The following is a 17,035-nucleotide window of genomic DNA, read 5'->3' as shown; positions in this document are numbered from 1 at the left end:
ATAGTCTATGGATCGTTTGGATGAGTTGGCGATTTTTGTGGCGGTGATCCAACAAGGGAGTTTGGCCGGTGCGGCCCGCAAGCTGCGCCGTTCTGCTCCGGCGGTGACCCGAGCTATCGCTTCTTTGGAGCAGCGGTTTGGTGCGCGGTTGGTGGAACGCACGACCCGGCGTCTGGCACCCACGGAGGCCGGGTTGCGCTTAGCCGAACGCGCGCGTGCTCTGTTGCATGACTATCAAGACGCGGTAATGGATACCGCAGAGGCTCAACTGAGCGGGTTGCTGCGTATTACTTCGCCGGTGCAGTTCGGGCGCAAGCACGTGGCACCGATGGTGATGACTTTTCTCGAACGTTACCCGCAAATCCAGATCGACATGCAGTTAAATGACCGCAATCTGGAGCTGATCGATGAAGGGCTGGACGTGGCGGTGCGCATCGGGCATTTACAAGATTCCTCCAAGGTGGCGCGTAAGCTCGGAGAGGTGACACGCGTCACCGTGGCTAGCCCAGCCTATCTGGCGCAACGCGGGGAGCCGCTGGAACCGGCGCAGTTGAGCGATCATGACACTATTGTCGGCACTCTACGTCCGACGTCAGGAGAATGGCGCTTTGGGCCTAACGAAAACGGTGAGCGAGTACGTTTGACGCCGCGCTTGTTGTTGAACGAGGTGGAAACTCAACTGTTGGCAGTGCGGGCAGGAAAGGGGATTGCCCGGCTACTGTCTTATCAGGTGGCGGACGATCTGGCCAATGGTACGCTGGTGCGGTTGTTGGCCGCCTACGAGCCCCTGCCATTGCCGGTGCAACTGGTGGCGAATAACGTGCAATACATGCCGCTGAAGGTGCGTACCTTTTGGGATTACGCCTATCAGCACCTCAGCCAAATTGCGCAAATACAACCGGCTCGCCCGTAGGGGCGGCGTATGCTGTGCCCACTTATTTCTTTACCATCAATTTATTTTCGAGTTTCATGGATGAAACTTTAAAATAACCTCGAAATGTTTAACCAGTGAAACTTATTGTCCGAAAAAATAAATTTATATCGCCGATCACGCATTGCCGCATCAGCCGTCTTGACAATATTTTAACATGTTGCTAATAGTTAACTCACATCTTAAATAATAAACAAAGTTTAATATATGAAACTTCTAGCGGGCAGTTACGATAACGCTACGACGGTGGCTGATGAAAACGGGATCTTGCTCTCATTCCAATCCCGCAGTCAGCGAGTTTACCAACAGCAACGTCATGAGTTGAATATGGCTTATGGGGATGCGCCGCGTGAAGTTTTTGACTGGCTTTATTCAACTGAAGAATATAAAGGCACGATAATATTTATTCACGGCGGCTATTGGCAATTTTGTGATAAACAGGATTTTGCCTTTATTGCCAGTACGCCATTGTCATTGGGTTTTGATGTGGTGCTGGTGGAATATACCTTGGCACCGGCGGCTAACCTGGCCGATATTTGCCAGCAAATAGGGGCGGCGCTGGATGCCATCGAGCGTCGGCTGAAGCCGCGTGGCGATAAGCCGGTTTATCTCACCGGTCATTCTGCTGGTGGGCATCTGGCGGCGTATTGGCAACACCATCCGCTGGTGCAGGCGGTGTTTCCCATCAGCGGTATTTTTGAGTTGCAGCCGCTGCTGGCGAGCTACGTAAACCAGCAGCTAAAGCTGACCACTCAGCAGATAGAGGCCTTAAGCCCGGCTCGTAATATGCCGCCATCTTTGAAACCGATGGTGCTATTTTACGGCGCGGCAGAGCTGCCGGAGCTGATTGGGCAATCGCTATATTATTATTCCGCATTGCGGGAAGAGGGGCTGCCGGTTAGCCGCTATGCTCTCCCCGGTGCTAATCATTACAGCGTGCTGGATGCGGTCTTTGCTGCCGATGGCGCTCTGCACCGTTTCCTGCTTACCGATGGAGAGTACCTTGATGCGCACAGTCATTGAAACCGGCCTGCCAGAGATCGGGCAACCTTTTTCCTGGGCAACCAAAGGTGGCGGGATGTTATTCACCGCCCATGGCCCGGTCCGCCAGGATGGCACTATTGAAACTGGCGACCCGGAAAAACAGATTACGCTGACGTTTGATAATTTAGCGACCACGCTGAAAGCTGCTAATAGCCATAGTGATAATGTATTACAGGTTATTGTTTATCTTACCGATGTTAATGACGTTAAGCTGCTCGATAAAATCTACCAACAGTATTTTAATTATCCGTATCCCAACCGCTCCACGGTGATTGTTGATAAGTTAGTGGTGCCTGGGATGAAAATAGAAATCACCGTTAGCGCTACAGCGTAATTAATTCTCATAAAATAATATTCACCTGCTGATTCATTACATAATGAGTTAAGGATAATCTATGTTCGATCATATTACCCCGTCAACGCCCGATCCAATTATGTCACTGATGGAAGCCTATATGCAGGATGCTAATCCGCAAAAGGTTAACTTGGGTATTGGTCTGTATTACGATCATCAGGGTAATATTCCCCTGATGCAGGCCGTACATATTGCCGAACAGCGATTGCTGGAACAACAGCGGCCACATACTTATCCGCCAATCGAAGGTTCTGCCCTGTTTGCCCGCCAGATCCAGACGCTGCTGTTTGGTGAACCGGTGGACCGTATTGCCACAGTGCAAAGCGTAGGTGGCTCTGGCGCGCTGAAGCTGGGTGCCGATTTTATTTATCACTATCTGGCACGCCGCGAAATCTGGGTCTCCGATCCGACCTGGGCCAACCACTGGGCGATCTTCGAAGGGGCTGGCTTGAAGGTGAATACCTACCCGTATTTTGATGATGCGTCTGGTGAACTGCGTTTTGCAGCCATGCTCGACACGCTCTCTGCCTTGCCGGAAGGGGCGGTGGTGCTACTGCATCCTTGCTGCCATAACCCCACCGGTACTGATCTCAGCCCAGCGCAATGGCAAGCGGTGATCGAGGTGGTGCAACGGCGTCGGCTGCTGCCTTTCTTTGACATCGCTTATCAAGGGTTTGGCGACGGGCTGGACGAAGACTGTTTCGCGCTGCGGGCGATGTTGAAAACCGACGTGGATTTTCTGGTCAGCAACTCCTTTTCCAAGAATGTGGCGCTGTATGGCCAGCGTTTAGGGGGGCTATCGGTGCGCTGTGCTACCGCTGAGGCTGCGGTGAACGTGAAGGGCGCATTGAAGACGCTGATCCGTCGCAGTTATTCCTGCCCGCCGACTCACGGTAGCCAGATTGTGGAAACCCTGCTGGCAGACCCGCAGCTATACCAACTGTGGGCCAGTGAGTTGACCACCATGCGTCAACGCATCAAACAGATGCGCGTTGGCCTGGCGGCTGGCCTGGAGCAGGGCGGTACCACGCTGGACTACACCCGCATTCGCGATCAAAAGGGCATGTTCAGCTACACCGGGTTGAATGAACGCCAGCTCGGCCAACTGCGGCAGCAATATTCCATTTATCTGGTGGCGCCCGGCAGGATGTGTCTGCCTGGCCTGAACCAGCAAAACCTGGACTATGTGGCCGCCGCCATCCTTGACGTTACCCGTACCGCATAGAAAAGGTGAGCAACCATGAAAGATGCGAAACGTTTTGACGCTATCGCCCAGCGGCAGGATGGGCTGAAAAAGCACCTGACCGCCGGACAAATGTCGATGCTGGCGATCGGTGGGGCCATCGGTACCGGCCTGTTTCTGGGGAGTGCTTACGCGATCCAGATGGCTGGGCCAAGCGTACTGCTGAGCTATTTTATCGGCGGGGTGATTGCGCTACTGCTGATGGGATGCCTGGCGGAAATGACCTCTGAGCACCCAACCCCAGGATCGTTCGGCGACTATGCCGAGTTCTATCTCAGCCCGTTGTTTGGCTTTCTGGTACGCTATTCCTATTGGTCTTGCGTGGTGTTGGCGGTGGGCACCGAAGTGACCGCCATCGGCATGTATATGCAGTTCTGGTTCCCAGGCACGCCGATCTGGCCGTGGGTGCTGTTGTTCTCGGCGGCGGTGATCGTCGTCAACGTGGTTGGGGTCAAGTCTTTTGGCCAGGTGGAGTACGCCCTCTCTACCGTCAAGGTGGTGGCCATTTCAGCCTTTATCATGATTGGCATCGGTATCCTGGCGTTTTCCGCTAACCCGACCTTCGGCATCCGTAACTTCACCGACAACGGCGGCTTTTTCCCGTTTGGGGTGAAAGGCATGTGGTTTGCGGTGATCGTATCGATATTCAGCTATCTGAGTATTGAGATGATCGCGGTTGCCGCAGGGGAAGCGAAAAACCCGGTGGTTGCCGTGAAAAGCGCGTTTAAAGGCACCATTCTGCGGCTGTTTATCTTCTATATGATGTCGATAGCGTTGATGCTGGCCATCGTGCCGTGGCGGCAGTCTGGCACCGGTGAAAGCCCGTTCCTGGTGGCGATGAACGTGATCCATCTGCCTGCCGCCGCCGGGATCTTTAACTTTGTGGTACTGATTGCGGCACTGTCTGCCATGAACAGCCAGCTGTATATCACCACCCGGATGATGTTTTCGCTGTCCCGTGCCGGGCAGGCTCCGGCGGCGCTGGGGCAGCTTAGCAAACGGGGTATTCCGGTCAACGCGTTGGCGCTCTCCTGCGTGGGGATTATTGTCTCTATCGTGCTGAGTATTGCCGCTCCAGAGAAATCGTTCGCGGTGATGATGTCGATCTCGGTGTACGGTGCCTGTTTCACCTGGCTGATGATCTTTATTACCCACCTGTTCTTCCGCCGCCAGCATACGCAGACGCATCTCAAGTTCCGCATGTGGGGTTATCCTTACTTTACCTTGGCGGGAGCGCTCCTGATGGCCGGCTTGATGATAACCACGTTGTTCACGGACTTCTTTAGAATGACGCTGTGGTTTGGCATCCCGTTCACCGCGCTGTTGGTAGCCATCTATTTCTACAGTCGACGAGGGCAAGCAACGGTTGCAACTGAAGCACCGGTACAGGGTATGGAGTAATGTTGCCGGGCTGCGGCCCGGTCAACAATTAAAGCTGGCTTTTGGGGATGATGTGGTCGCCGAAGTTTAGGCGTTGGCGCCCTGGCTCTGGTTCAGTGAGAGGGGCCACTTCTTTCAGGCTGTTTTTGCAGCGTAAGACCAACTCCTGATACTGGAGTGTACCAGTGCGTTTCCAGGCTAATTCCTGTTCGGTCAGTTCGCGGATCACCCTTGCCGGGCTGCCGATCACCAGTTGGTTGGCGGCAATCTCTGCGGCGGCCTTGACGAAGGAACCCGCGCCGACGATGGAGTTCTCACCAATGATCGCACCGTCCATGATGACGGCATTCATGCCGATCATCGCGTTACGGCGCACGCGGCAGCCGTGCAGTATGGCGCTGTGGCCGATATGCCCATCTTGTTCCACCACCGTGTCTTGCAGCGGGAAGCCGTGCATCACGCAGTTATCCTGCACGTTGGCACCGTCTTCGACCACAATGCGTCCAAAGTCGCCGCGCAAGCTGGCATTGGGGCCGATGTAGACGCCTTTGCCGATAATCACGTCGCCAATCAGTACCGCAGTGGGGTGAACATAGCTGCTGGGATCGACCACCGGCGTCAAACCGTCAATCTGATACACGGGCATAGCGCAAACTCCTTAAAATGTAGTGGGATCGCGCGGCAGTCCGCCAAAGCGGCGATAGTAACCGGCACTGGGTGCAGGTAAGGTGCCGATGGAGGTTTCTGCCAAGGCGCTGACATATTCCGTCGCGGTGCGATCCACTCGCTGATAGATATTGATGCACAGGTTGCGGGCTATTTGGCCTTCCCATTGAGCGGGTAACAGGGCATCCGGCAGCAGAGGATCTTTCAACACCACGCGGCGGAAAAAGTGGATTAATAATAGCTTAATCTGAAAGCATCGCAGTGGCGTCAGTTCCTGCTCGTCGGCTTCGCGTAGCAGGGCCATCAACGGGCGGAAGGAGACGATAAACTCATGGTAGTAACCGGCCACCTCGCTTAACGACCAGCAGTTGGCGACCATTTGCCGCAGCGTTTGTTCGGAACGGTTGTAGGGATAGTCGGCACGGAAGTAGATCACCTGTTCACTGGCGTTGAGCTCGCCAAGCAGGGCGGTGACGTCGGTTTGCGTATGGGTAGGGGCGGCCATCAGGTTGTTGGCGATCTGGCCAAAGCCCAGCCAGCCCAGCTCTTTTTTCAGCCGTGCACGCTCGGTTTTTTCCGCACTTTCCAACAGCAGTAGCTCCCACTTGCCATCCCATTGCGGCTGTTCACTGAGGTAGATTTTGGACTCTGCATGGCGAAACTGGCGCATCCCCTGTTCGGTAACGCGGTAATAACTGCGCCGCCCAATCTTTTCTACGTCCAGCCAACCCTCTTTTTGCAAACGAAACACTGAGGTACGGACAAAACGATCGCCGAAGCTCAGGGCTTCCAACAGTGCGCTTAAGCTGCCCAGCCAAATCTCACCACCGCGATGGCTCAGTGCATCGCCGTAGAGTGAGATGATCAGCGAGGTGCCGCTGATCGGTTGGGCGCTTAATGCATGGCGGATAAAGTCGTCCAGTTTATGTTCCATATTTTTCCCTGGGTAAGCCTTTGCTGAGACACGACATTAGCATAAACGACGACGGCTTGCCCCTCACCCCAACCCTCTCCCACAGGGAGAGGGAGCTGATAGCCCCTGCTCGTTTGGAGGTAAAGTGATAATCTCAGCAAATTCAATCGGTCCCCCCACATAGGGAGAGGGAGCTGATAGCCGCAGCTCGTTTGGAGGTAAAGTGATAATCTCAGCAAATTCAATCGGTCCCCCCACATAGGGAGAGGGAACTGATAGCCCCTGCTCGTTTGGAGGTAAAGAAGTAATCTAAGCAAACTCGATCGGTCCCCCTACAGGGAGAGCGAGCTGATTGCCCCCCGCTCGTTTGGAAGTAAAGAGGTAACCTCCGCAAACGTGATCGCCTCCCAATCTAAGGTGAATCACTCTAATCTCACGCACACTCGATCGGTTCCCTCTCCCTGTGGGAGAGGGTTAGGGTGAGGGGGCAAAACTTAGCGTGGTCGCAGATCGATCACCCGCTGGGCCTTGCCTTCCGAGCGAGGAATATCGCCACAGTTGGCAATGCTGACGTCGGTGCTGACCCCGACAATCGATTTGATATGGTGACGCAGCTGGTGGCAAATATCGCAACGCTGCTGGTGGTTGAGCGTCAACGCCGACTCTTTCAGCTCCACCCGCACGGCCAAGGTATCCAGATGCCCGGCACGGCTCACCTGCAGCTGATAATGCGGCGACAGATGCTCGAACTGCATAATCTGTTCTTCAACCTGTGAAGGGAATACGTTCACGCCGCGAATGATCAGCATATCGTCGGAACGGCCGGTGATTTTGCCCATCCGGCGCATGTTGCGGGCATCCCCTGGCATTAGGTGGGTAAGGTCGCGCGTGCGATAGCGGATCACCGGTAGAGCCTCTTTGGTCAGCGTGGTGAAAACCAGTTCGCCATGCTCGCCGTCAGTCTGTATCGCGCCAGTCTCCGGGTTGATGATCTCCGGCAGGAAGTGGTCTTCCCAGATGGTCGGCCCGCCGCCACTTTCGGCACACTCCATCGCTACGCCTGGCCCCATCACTTCGGAAAGGCCGTAGATATCCAGCGCCTTGATCCCCATGCGTGACTCGATCTCATGGCGCAGGGATTCTGACCAGGGTTCTGCACCGAACACGCCCAAACGCAGGGAGCAGTTGCGCGCATCGCCCCCCATTTTTCGTTCGAGTTCGTCGATCAACGTCAGGCAGTAGGACGGGGTCACCATGATCACGTCGGGTTTGAAATCCAGTATCAGCTGCACCTGCTTCTCCGTCTGGCCGCCGGACACCGGGATCACCGTCGCACCCAGGCGTTCTGCGCCATAGTGCGCACCCAGCCCGCCGGTAAACAGGCCATAACCGTAAGCAACGTGGATTTTGTCTTTGGCCGTGGCCCCGGCAGAGCGCAGGCAACGGGCGACAATATCGGCCCAGTTATCGATATCCCGCTGGGTATAACCTACTACCGTTGGGCGGCCTGTGGTGCCAGACGAAGCATGAATGCGTACTACCTGTTCCATCGGCACGGCAAAGGTGTCGAACGGGTAGTTGTCACGCAGATCCTGCTTGGTGGTGTAAGGGAATAACGCCAGATCGCTCAGTTGCTTCAGATCGCTCGGGTGAACGCCGGCCTGATCGAACTTGCGTTGATACATCGGTACGTTGTTGTAGGCATGGTGTAGGGTCCATTGCAGGCGTTCCAGTTGTAATGCTTCGATTTCGTCGCGTGAAGCAAATTCAATCGCGTCGATGGGCCGTGGATTTGTAGTCATCTTTTTAGCCTCGCAGGTGTTAGACACGCTCAATAATCATGGCAATGCCCTGACCGACGCCAATGCACATGGTGCACAGTGCGTAGCGGCCAGCGCGACGTTCCAGCTCAAACAGGGCGGCCAGCGCCAGGCGCGCACCGCTCATGCCCAATGGATGGCCAAGAGCGATGGCACCTCCGTTGGGATTGACCTGTTCGGCATCATCCGGCAGACCAAGCTGGCGCAACACCGCCAACGCCTGTGCGGCGAATGCTTCGTTAAGTTCAATGACGTCCATCTGCGCCAGGCTTAACCCGGCGATTTCCAGAACTTTGCGGGTCGCGGGCAGCGGGCCGATCCCCATCAATCTCGGTTCCACGCCGCAGGTGGCGGTGGCGACAATGCGTGCCCGTGGCGTCAGACCTTGCTGCAAGGCCATGGCTTCGGAAGCGACAATCAGCGCTGCCGCACCGTCGTTGACGCCAGAAGCATTCCCGGCGGTGATACAACCCGGCTGACGGAACGGTGTTTTCAGTTTCTGTAACTGCTCCAGCGTGGTTTCTGCGCGTGGGTGTTCGTCTTCGCTGAACTGAGTAATGACTCCTTTCTTGCCGCTGAGGCTCACCGGAATAATTTCCTGTGCCAGGATCCCCCGCTGTTGTGCCAGGGCGGTGCGCTGCTGGCTGCGTAGAGCAAAGGCATCCTGATCGGCACGGCTGATGCCAAACTGCGCCGCGACGTTTTCGGCGGTTTCCGGCATCGAGTCGCTACCGAAAGCCTTATGCATCAGCGGGTTAACAAACCGCCAACCGATGGTGGTATCAAACATCTGTGCCTGACGGCTGAAGGCGCTGTCCGCCTTGCCCATGACCAGCGGGGCACGGGTCATGGATTCGGCTCCTCCGGCAAGAACCAGGCTGGCTTCTCCGGCCTTGATGCTGCGGGCCGCCATCGCCAACGCATCCAACCCCGAACCGCATAGCCGGTTGATGGTGGTGCCGGAAACGTTTTGTGGCAGTCCGGCCAGCAGCGCCGCCATACGGGCCAGATTGCGGTTGTCTTCCCCTGCCTGATTGGCGCAGCCGAGGATCACGTCATCCACCCGCGACCAGTCCACGTTGGGGTGGCGCTCCAGCAGAGCACGCAGCGGCAGGGCGGCTAAATCGTCGGCCCGCACGTTTGCCAGCGCGCCGGCGTAACGGCCAATCGGCGTGCGGACGCCATCGCAAATAAAGGCCTGATTCATGGCTGCTCTCCTAAAATGCGGTGGCCCAACCGATGGGCGCGGCCACGGAACCAGGCAACGGTTTTCCCTAGTTGGTTAACGATCTCAACGTCGTACAATCCGGTGGTTTTACCCTGATGGCGCACTTCAGCGCAGGCGGTTAGACGGTCGCCTGCCAGCGCTGGGCGGATAAAATCGATGGTGCAACCAGAAGCGACCGCCGCCAACCCTTGGCTGTTGCAGGCATAAGCAAAGGCGGTATCCGCGAGGCTGAACAGTTGGCCACCGTGACAGGTCTGGTGGCCATTGAGCATCTGCGGGCCGACGGTCATGCTGACTTTGGCCATGCCAGCATCCACGGCATCAATGCGCATATCCATTGCCTGTGCACAAGTATCTTGGCTAAACATCTGTTCGGCGCAGCGCTGGGCCAGCGCGCGGGGAGTGTTGGCATTCATCAGCATTGGGCTCCTGAATAATTGGCGGCATAACGGCGCAGCAGCGGCATTGGGCGATAGCGGGGTTCTGCGTAATAACGTTGCAGGTTTTCCAGCGTGGTGAGGATCTGTTGCCAGCCGAGCTTGCTGCCCCAGGCCAGCGGACCTTGTGGGTAGTTGACGCCAAACCGCATGGCATCGTCGGTATCGGCGGCGTTGGCCACGCCTTTGTTCACCACGTCCAGGGCTTCATTAGCCAGCATGGCGACGGTGCGCATCACCAGCAGGCCCGGATAGTCCGGCAGGTGGATCACCTGTTTACCCAGCGATTGCAGCAGGCGGATGACCTTGGCCGTGTGCGGCACCGTGTTCTGCTCGGCGCTGCTGATGGCGATAACGGGGGCATGCTGATAGTTGACGGACAGGTCGAACAGAACCACGGGCGATCCGATTTCTTCGGCGACTTGGCTTGCTGTTTTACCATTTGTTAACATAAATGTAACTTCATCGATTCGGGCAAACGGACTGGTCTGGCCAGGATGTTTGATCGCCGCCGCATTTCCCGTCAGCAACTGTGCAAACTCGCCGATGGCCGACCAGTCGCCATGCAACGTGACGGACTGAGGCAAGTCCGCCGTTACCGCAGAAGCAAAAGTTGCTGACGGTACGGCCTGCTCACTTTCATAACGGTAGAAACCCCGGCCACTCTTGCGGCCCAAATGCCCGGCAGCCACCAGTTCCTGTTGCACCAGCGAAGGAGTAAAGCGGCTGTCCTGATAAAAGGCGTGATAGACCGATTCGGTGACGGCATAGTTGACGTCTTGACCGATCAGATCCGTCAGTTGCAGTGGCCCCATGGTGAAGCCACCAGCATCACGCAGTACGGCGTCCAGGGTGGCCGGATCGGCAATCTGTTCTTCCAGAGCGCGCAGGGTTTCACCGTAGAAAGGCCGGGCTACGCGGTTGACAATAAAGCCTGGCGTAGAACGGCACACGACGCTGTGCTTACCCCACTGTTGAGCCAAGGTTTGCAGGCTGCTCAGCGTTTCCGGGCTGGTTTCCAAACCACCGACGATCTCCACCAGTTTCATTAGCGGAGCCGGGTTGAAGAAGTGCAGGCCCGCCATGCGCTGCGGATGCTGCAGCGCACTGGCGATGGCGGTAATAGAGAGTGACGAGGTATTGCTGGCAAACAGCGTATCGCTAGAGCATATCGCCTCCAGATCGCGAAACAGGCTCTGTTTGATCGGCAACTTTTCTGCCACCGCTTCGATCACCAGGCTGCAGTCGGCCAGATCGCTCAACGAACGGGTCAACTGAATATGACCCAGCAGGGTTTCAGTGCTGTGGGCATCGGCTTTACCTGCCTCGACCCGCTTGCGCAGGCGTTGCCCGAGCTGCTCAAGTGCGCGGGAGGCGGCGGGCAGGGCGATATCGAACAGCTTGACCTGATGCCCTGCCGCGGCGGCCACCTGAGCAATGCCGATCCCCATGGTTCCGGCACCAATCACGGCCACCGTTGCGGAGGTGGTTATGGCATTTACCGCCATCTTTTCTCTCATGGTTGTATCCCGTTCAAGACTGCTTCCCGCTGAAGTTCGGTGGGCGTTTGGCGAAGAATGCGCTGACGCCCTCGCGATAGTCGGCACTACGCCCACCCAGGCGTTGCAAATCACGTTCTAAATCGAGCTGCTGGTCGAGCGTATTGCTGGCCGAGCTGTACATGGCCTTTTTGATTAGCCCCAGGCCGTAGGTAGGTTGAGTGGCAAGCTGTTTGGCCATGCTTTGGGTGTGGTCGGCTAGCTCGGTGGCAGCCACGACCTGCCAGATCATTCCCCACTCCAACGCCTGCTGAGCGCTGATTTTGTCCCCCAGCAGCGCCATACCCATGGCTCGCGCATGTCCGGCCAGGCGTGGCAGATACCAACTGCCGCCGGAGTCTGGCACCAGGCCCAGTTTGCAGAAGGATTGGATGAAGCTGGCGTTGTCGGCGGCCACCACGATGTCGCAGGCCATTGCCAGCGCGGCACCCGCTCCGGCAGCAACGCCGTTGACCGCGCAGACAATCGGCTTGGGTAGGGCGCTCAGGCGGCGGATCAGCGGGTTGTAAAAACGTTCTACGGACAGCCCAAGATCCGGGGGAGCCTGATCCACACTCACGTTACGATCGTTCAGGTCCTGCCCGGCGCAGAAGCCGCGCCCGGCACCGGTGATCAGCACGCAACGCACGTTGTCATCGCGCTCGGCTACGGTCAGCGCCTCGCTGAGCTGGTGGTGCATTTCATCGTTAAAGCTGTTGAGCCGATCGGGGCGGTTCAGGGTAATGATCAACACCCCGGCTTCGATGTGGCTAAGAATTAATGCGTTTTCCATAAATCAGCGCCCTTGATAGTTCGGTGTGCGTTTTTCGAAGAAGGCGGCAATGCCTTCCCGGCGATCTTCGGTAGCGGCCAGAGTGACGAACTGCTGGCGTTCCATCTGCAAGCCTTGGCTGAGGCTGGTTTCCTGTGCCTGTTTTAGTGCCTGTTTGGCCGCGCGCAGCGCCAGCGGTGCCTGTTGGCTGATGCGGTGGGCCAGTTGTTGAGTACGCTCCAGCGTTAATGCGTCGACACAAACCTCGCTTACCAGCCCGGCTTGCAGTGCGCAGCGGGCGTCGATGGCTTCACCGGTCAGCACCATTTGATAGGCGCGGGACTTGCCCACGCTGCGGATCAGGCGTTGGGTACCACCGGCGCCGGGGATTAGGCCTAAAGTGATTTCCGGCAGGCCGAAGCGGGCGCTTTCGCCGCAAAGGGTAATGTCGCAGGCCAGAGCGAGCTCACAGCCAGCACCGAGCGCGTAACCGTTGACCGCCGCCAGCAAGGGTTTGCTGAACTGAGCCAACCGCTGCCATAGCAAAGGGCGGTGATCGAGCTGGGTAGCGGCGACATCCTGCTGCTGTAATTCGCGCAGATCGGCACCGGCAGCGAAGAACCGGGCGGCACCGGCGATCACCACCGCACCGACGTCGGCATCGCTGTCGGCCTGTTCCAGTTGATAAACCAACTGCTCCAGGCAGGCAGTGCTCAACGCATTGCGGGCATCGGGGCGGTGCAGCGTCAGTGTGACCACGCGTTGCTGCTGTTCGCGCAGGATCCAAGGGGTTTCCATCGTCGGCTCCTAAACGTCAAAATCCAGCACCACGCCTTCACCGCGTGGCCAGGACTGGCAGCTCAAGACATAGCCTGCCGCCAGTTGATCCGGCTCCAGGCTGTAGTTGATCGCCATATCCACCTCACCGGCCTTCAGTTTGCATTTGCAGGTGGCGCAGACGCCGCCTTTGCAGGCGTAGGGCAAATCGGCCCCTTGACGTAATGCGGCATCCAGAATGCTGTCATCCTCGCTGCCGACGTCGATTTTGAGGCTGCGGCCATCAAGCCGGATCTCTACCTGAGTCGCGTTGCGGCTGCCTGCATTGGCAAGGCGGGCGACGATGCCGCTGGTGTTGAAACGCTCGCTGTGAATACGCCCGGCAGGCATACCGGCCAGCTCCAGCACGGTATGCGCGTCGTCCATCATCGCTTCCGGGCCGCAGATAAAAGCGTGGTCGAACTCGTTGAAGTCCACCAACGTATTACCCAGCGCGGTCAGGTGGTCACGATCGATGCGGCCACTGAGCAGCGGGCTGTCGAGATTTTCCTGGCTAAAGAGATACAGCGGCTGGAAGCGCTGTGGATAACGGTTTTTCAGATCCGAGAGGGCTTCTTTAAACATCACCGAGCGGCTGGTGCGGTTGCCATAAATCAGCGTGAACTGGCTGTTGGGTTCCAATTGCAACGTCGCCTTGATGATCGATAGCATTGGCGTGATGCCGGAGCCAGCGGCGATCGCCAGATAGTTGCCCTTGGTTTGTGCCTGCGGCTGATAACCAAAGCGGCCCTGCGGCAGCATCACTTCCAACTCGTCGCCCACCTGCAGGCTTTGGTTGATAAACGAAGAGAAGCGCCCCTGATGGATCGCCTTGATGCCGATTTGCAATACGCCGTCCTGCGGTGCGCTACAGATGGAATAGCAGCGACGCAGTTCTTCGCCGTTGACCCGCGCCTTGAGCGTCAGGTGCTGGCCGGGGGTATAGCCGTAATGGGATTTCAGTTCGTCCGGGACGCGCAGCGTGATGGCTACGGCGTCCGGCGTTTCGCGCTCGATGGCTGCGACATTCAGGCGATGAAAGACCGTCATGGTTTTCAGTGCTCCTAAATACATTTGAAATAGTCGAACGGTTCCCGGCATTCGCAGCAGCGGTAAAGCGCTTTGCAGGCGGTGGAACCGAACTCGCTGATCTTTTCCGTGTGCTCGCTGCCGCAACGGGGGCACTGCACCGAGCCATGGGCTAAAGGCTTCTCACAGGTTTGCCCTTGCGGTGGCGCCACGCCGTATTCACGCAGGCGCTGGCGAGCATCTGCATTCATCCAGTCGGTGGTCCAGGCCGGGCTGAGGCTGATGGTGATCTTCACCGGGCTGAAACCCGCCTCGTTCAGCGTCTGTTCAATGGCGTTGAGCAGGTACTCGGTCGCCGGGCAGCCGGAATAGGTTGGGGTAAAGGTGATGTGCCAGCCTGCACCGTCGCGCTCCACGTCACGTACCATGCCCAGATCGGTAATGGACAGTACCGGCAGTTCGGGATCGCTGATCTGCTGTAAGCAGTGCCAGATCTGCGGGATCTCGGCTGGTTGCAGTCGGGTGATATTCATCATTGCCTCTACCAGCTACAGTTCGGGTAAGCGCGTGGCAGAAACTGCATCTCTGCCAGCATCGGGCCGAGGTGTTCAGTGTGTCGCCCTTGCTTACCGCCGAGGCGAAATGCCTGCTCGGTAGGCAGCGCGAGCGTGGCCTGTTGCAGCGTGTCGTTCACCATGGCTTGCCACTGTGCCTGCAATTGGCGTGGATCGACGGCAATGCCCAGCTCGGCCAGTTGCAGTTCAATCTCATCGGCGTGGAACAGTTCGGCGGTGAAGCGCCACAGGTCGTTTAATGACTGTTGGATCTTCTGGTGGCTGATTTCACTGCCGTCACCCAGGCGGATCATCCAGCCGTGGCTGAAGCGCAGGTGATAATCCGCTTCCTTCAGCGATTTGGCGGCAATGGCGGCCAGTTGGCTGTCTTTGCTGCGGCTCAATTCCCGGTGCAGCAGCACGTGGTAGGTATCGAGCAGGAACTGGCGTACCAGCGTGTCGTTAAAGCCGCCGTTGGGCTGTTCTGCCAACAGCAGGTTGTGAAATTCACGTTCGTCGCGGCCAAAGGCCAGGCTGTCTTCGCTGTGTTGCGGGCCGGAAAGCTCGGCGGCATAGGCCAGGAAATTACGTGCCTGACCCAGCAGATCGAGGCCAATATTGGCCAGTGCCAGGTCGATCTCCAGCTCAGGAGCATGGCCACACCAAGCGCACAGGCGCTGTGCCAGAATGAGCGGTGTATCGCCCAAGCGCAGGGCATAGCTGATTGTTGCTGCGTTATTCATCGTCATGGCCTGCCTCTACATGTTCTTGATGCCGTCGGGGATGGTGTAGAACGTGGGATGACGGTAGATTTTATCGTCGGAAGGATCGAAGAATGCCGCCCGATCCTCCGCTTGAGAGGCGATCAGGTGGCAGGATTGCACCACCCAGATCGAACAGCCCTCACTGCGGCGGGTGTAGGCATCGCGGGCGTTTTCCAGCGCCATCTGATCGTCTGCTGCATGCAGGCTGCCCACGTGACGATGGGCCAAACCCTGCTTGCTGCGGATAAACACTTCATACAACGGCCATTCGGCGTGAGTCATTTTTCTCTCCTCGATTAAGCTGCATTTGCCGCGCGTTTGCTGGCATGTGCCATGGCACCATCCCGTACCCAACTGCCGTCGTCCCAGGCTTTACGCTTGGCTTGCAGACGTTCGTGGTTGCACTGCCCACGCCCCTGGATCACTTCGTGCAGCTCTGCCCAGTCGATCTCGCCAAAGCGGTAATGTCCGCTGGCCTCATCCCATGCCAAATCGGCATCGGGGGCGGTCATGCCCAGGGCTTCCAACTGCGGTACGGTGTTGTCGATAAACTTCTGCCGCAGCTCGTCATTGCTGTGGCGTTTGATCTTCCAGGCCATGCTCTGCGCGCTGTGGGGGGAATCGCTATCGTTGGGGCCAAACATCATCAGCGCTGGCCACCAGAAACGGTTGATGGCGTCCTGTAGCATGGCCTTTTGCGCTTCGCTGCCCTGGGCCATCACCATCACGGCTTCATAGCCCTGACGCTGGTGGAAGCTCTCTTCTTTACAGATTTTCACCATCGCTCTGGCATAGGGGCCGTAAGAGGCACGGCATAGGGCTACCTGATTGACGATGGCGGCACCGTCGACCAGCCAGCCGATCACGCCAATGTCAGCCCAGTTCAGCGTTGGGTAGTTGAAGATGGAGGAGTATTTCATCTGACCGGCGAGCATCTTTTGGTAGATATCCTGTCGGGTGCAGCCGAGGGTTTCCGCCGCGCTGTACAGATAAAGGCCGTGCCCAGCCTCATCCTGGACTTTCGCCAGTAACACCGCTTTGCGCCGCAGGGAAGGGGCGCGGGTCAGCCAATTGGCTTCTGGCAACATGCCGACCACCTCGGAATGCGCATGCTGGCCGATTTGCCGGATCAGATTGCGGCGATAGGCATCCGGCATCCAGTCTTTGGCTTCGATGGAGATATCGGCGGCGATCTTGTCGTCAAAGTGCTGCTGAAATTGTGCGTCAGTTGTCATGCTTGCCTCTTGGTGATTCATGTTTTTCACATTAATATCAAAAATGTGAATCACTTTAACTAACCGTAAAGCTACAAGTTGATAACAACAAGATCAAATGCAAATACTGTGGTTTTGCGATGAGTATCACAATGTATTTTGTTATAACATTGATTTTGTTTGTTATTTATTTTTAGTGTTTATCGATAACGCGGGTGTTAACTCAGCGGTTTGATGATTTTGTTTTGCTTTTGTTAAATTTTAACCTGGCGCGGAGTGGAATTTATGTGATACATCATTAATCTTAATGGTGTCTATTTATGAATTCCGG

18 protein-coding genes are annotated in these 17,035 nt (G+C 57.0%); 5 read left to right on the top strand and 13 right to left on the bottom strand.

The genetic code is table 11. From position 1 onward, the window contains the following. Nucleotides 1-7 precede the first annotated feature (7 nt). The 5 genes from IMQ33_RS12520 (at nucleotide 8) to IMQ33_RS12500 (ending at nucleotide 4,974) form a co-directional block, all read left to right on the top strand. Nucleotides 8-913, top strand: coding sequence for a LysR family transcriptional regulator (locus IMQ33_RS12520; RefSeq protein WP_196061907.1), 906 nt, complete (start codon nucleotides 8-10; stop codon nucleotides 911-913). A gap of 225 nt (nucleotides 914-1,138) precedes the next feature. Then, nucleotides 1,139-1,954, top strand: coding sequence for an alpha/beta hydrolase (locus tag IMQ33_RS12515; protein ID WP_196061906.1), 816 nt, complete (start codon nucleotides 1,139-1,141; stop codon nucleotides 1,952-1,954). Then, complete coding sequence (locus IMQ33_RS12510; RefSeq protein ID WP_021805760.1) at nucleotides 1,938-2,309, top strand: RidA family protein; 372 nt, start codon at nucleotides 1,938-1,940, stop codon at nucleotides 2,307-2,309. Before IMQ33_RS12515 ends, IMQ33_RS12510 begins: the two co-directional genes overlap by 17 nt. 61 nt (nucleotides 2,310-2,370) lie before the next feature. Beyond that, entirely contained in the window at nucleotides 2,371-3,555 is a 1,185-nt protein-coding gene (locus tag IMQ33_RS12505; RefSeq protein WP_065683328.1) for an amino acid aminotransferase, read from the top strand. A 15-nt stretch (nucleotides 3,556-3,570) separates the two neighbouring features. Next, a complete protein-coding gene (locus tag IMQ33_RS12500; protein WP_196061905.1) occupies nucleotides 3,571-4,974 on the top strand; it encodes an amino acid permease in 1,404 nt (467 codons plus the stop codon). A 28-nt stretch (nucleotides 4,975-5,002) separates the two neighbouring features. Here IMQ33_RS12500 and paaY read toward each other — a convergent pair whose 3' ends face one another. The 13 genes from paaY to paaA form a co-directional block, all read right to left on the bottom strand. Then, complete coding sequence (gene paaY, locus IMQ33_RS12495) at nucleotides 5,003-5,599, bottom strand: phenylacetic acid degradation protein PaaY (RefSeq protein WP_196061904.1); 597 nt, start codon at nucleotides 5,597-5,599, stop codon at nucleotides 5,003-5,005. Between the two features lie 12 nt (nucleotides 5,600-5,611). Beyond that, entirely contained in the window at nucleotides 5,612-6,553 is a 942-nt protein-coding gene (gene paaX, locus IMQ33_RS12490) for a phenylacetic acid degradation operon negative regulatory protein PaaX (protein ID WP_196061903.1), read from the bottom strand. A 473-nt stretch (nucleotides 6,554-7,026) separates the two neighbouring features. Continuing rightward, nucleotides 7,027-8,334, bottom strand: a complete 1,308-nt coding sequence (gene paaK, locus IMQ33_RS12485; RefSeq protein WP_196061902.1) for a phenylacetate--CoA ligase PaaK — start codon at nucleotides 8,332-8,334, stop codon at nucleotides 7,027-7,029. Nucleotides 8,335-8,353: 19 nt separating this feature from the next. Beyond that, nucleotides 8,354-9,559 carry a 3-oxoadipyl-CoA thiolase gene (gene pcaF, locus IMQ33_RS12480; RefSeq protein ID WP_196061901.1) on the bottom strand — a complete coding sequence of 402 codons (1,206 nt, stop codon included), beginning with the start codon at nucleotides 9,557-9,559 and terminating at the stop codon, nucleotides 8,354-8,356. Next, nucleotides 9,556-9,996 (bottom strand): hydroxyphenylacetyl-CoA thioesterase PaaI, encoded by a 441-nt coding sequence (gene paaI, locus IMQ33_RS12475; RefSeq protein ID WP_065683385.1) that lies wholly within the window; start codon nucleotides 9,994-9,996, stop codon nucleotides 9,556-9,558. Before paaI ends, pcaF begins: the two co-directional genes overlap by 4 nt. Then, complete coding sequence (locus IMQ33_RS12470; protein WP_230326697.1) at nucleotides 9,996-11,537, bottom strand: 3-hydroxyacyl-CoA dehydrogenase; 1,542 nt, start codon at nucleotides 11,535-11,537, stop codon at nucleotides 9,996-9,998. Before IMQ33_RS12470 ends, paaI begins: the two co-directional genes overlap by 1 nt. Before the next feature lie 13 nt (nucleotides 11,538-11,550). Next, complete coding sequence (gene paaG, locus IMQ33_RS12465) at nucleotides 11,551-12,348, bottom strand: 2-(1,2-epoxy-1,2-dihydrophenyl)acetyl-CoA isomerase PaaG (RefSeq protein WP_196061900.1); 798 nt, start codon at nucleotides 12,346-12,348, stop codon at nucleotides 11,551-11,553. 3 nt (nucleotides 12,349-12,351) lie between these two features. Beyond that, nucleotides 12,352-13,125, bottom strand: a complete 774-nt coding sequence (paaF, locus tag IMQ33_RS12460; RefSeq protein WP_098930648.1) for a 2,3-dehydroadipyl-CoA hydratase PaaF — start codon at nucleotides 13,123-13,125, stop codon at nucleotides 12,352-12,354. 9 nt (nucleotides 13,126-13,134) lie between these two features. Continuing rightward, on the bottom strand, nucleotides 13,135-14,193 hold the full coding sequence (gene paaE, locus IMQ33_RS12455; protein WP_196061899.1) for a 1,2-phenylacetyl-CoA epoxidase subunit PaaE: 1,059 nt from the start codon (nucleotides 14,191-14,193) through the stop codon (nucleotides 13,135-13,137). Between the two features lie 14 nt (nucleotides 14,194-14,207). Continuing rightward, nucleotides 14,208-14,705: a 1,2-phenylacetyl-CoA epoxidase subunit PaaD gene (paaD, locus tag IMQ33_RS12450; protein WP_173410147.1), complete on the bottom strand. Its 498-nt coding sequence runs from the start codon at nucleotides 14,703-14,705 to the stop codon at nucleotides 14,208-14,210. A gap of 8 nt (nucleotides 14,706-14,713) precedes the next feature. Then, nucleotides 14,714-15,469: a 1,2-phenylacetyl-CoA epoxidase subunit PaaC gene (gene paaC / locus IMQ33_RS12445; RefSeq protein ID WP_370572071.1), complete on the bottom strand. Its 756-nt coding sequence runs from the start codon at nucleotides 15,467-15,469 to the stop codon at nucleotides 14,714-14,716. Nucleotides 15,470-15,484: 15 nt separating this feature from the next. Next, the gene (gene paaB / locus IMQ33_RS12440) at nucleotides 15,485-15,772 is read right to left on the bottom strand and encodes a 1,2-phenylacetyl-CoA epoxidase subunit PaaB (RefSeq protein WP_021180891.1); all 288 of its coding nucleotides are present in this window, start codon (nucleotides 15,770-15,772) and stop codon (nucleotides 15,485-15,487) included. Between the two features lie 14 nt (nucleotides 15,773-15,786). Then, the gene (gene paaA, locus IMQ33_RS12435; protein ID WP_065683339.1) at nucleotides 15,787-16,725 is read right to left on the bottom strand and encodes a 1,2-phenylacetyl-CoA epoxidase subunit PaaA; all 939 of its coding nucleotides are present in this window, start codon (nucleotides 16,723-16,725) and stop codon (nucleotides 15,787-15,789) included. Nucleotides 16,726-17,035 lie beyond the last annotated feature (310 nt).

It is taken from the genome of Serratia sp. Res13-Sevr-LER1-36-b (genome assembly GCF_015673035.1).
Taxonomy (GTDB): Bacteria; Pseudomonadota; Gammaproteobacteria; order Enterobacterales; family Enterobacteriaceae; genus Chania; species Chania fonticola_C.
This window is presented reverse-complemented; position numbering and strand designations above follow the sequence as displayed.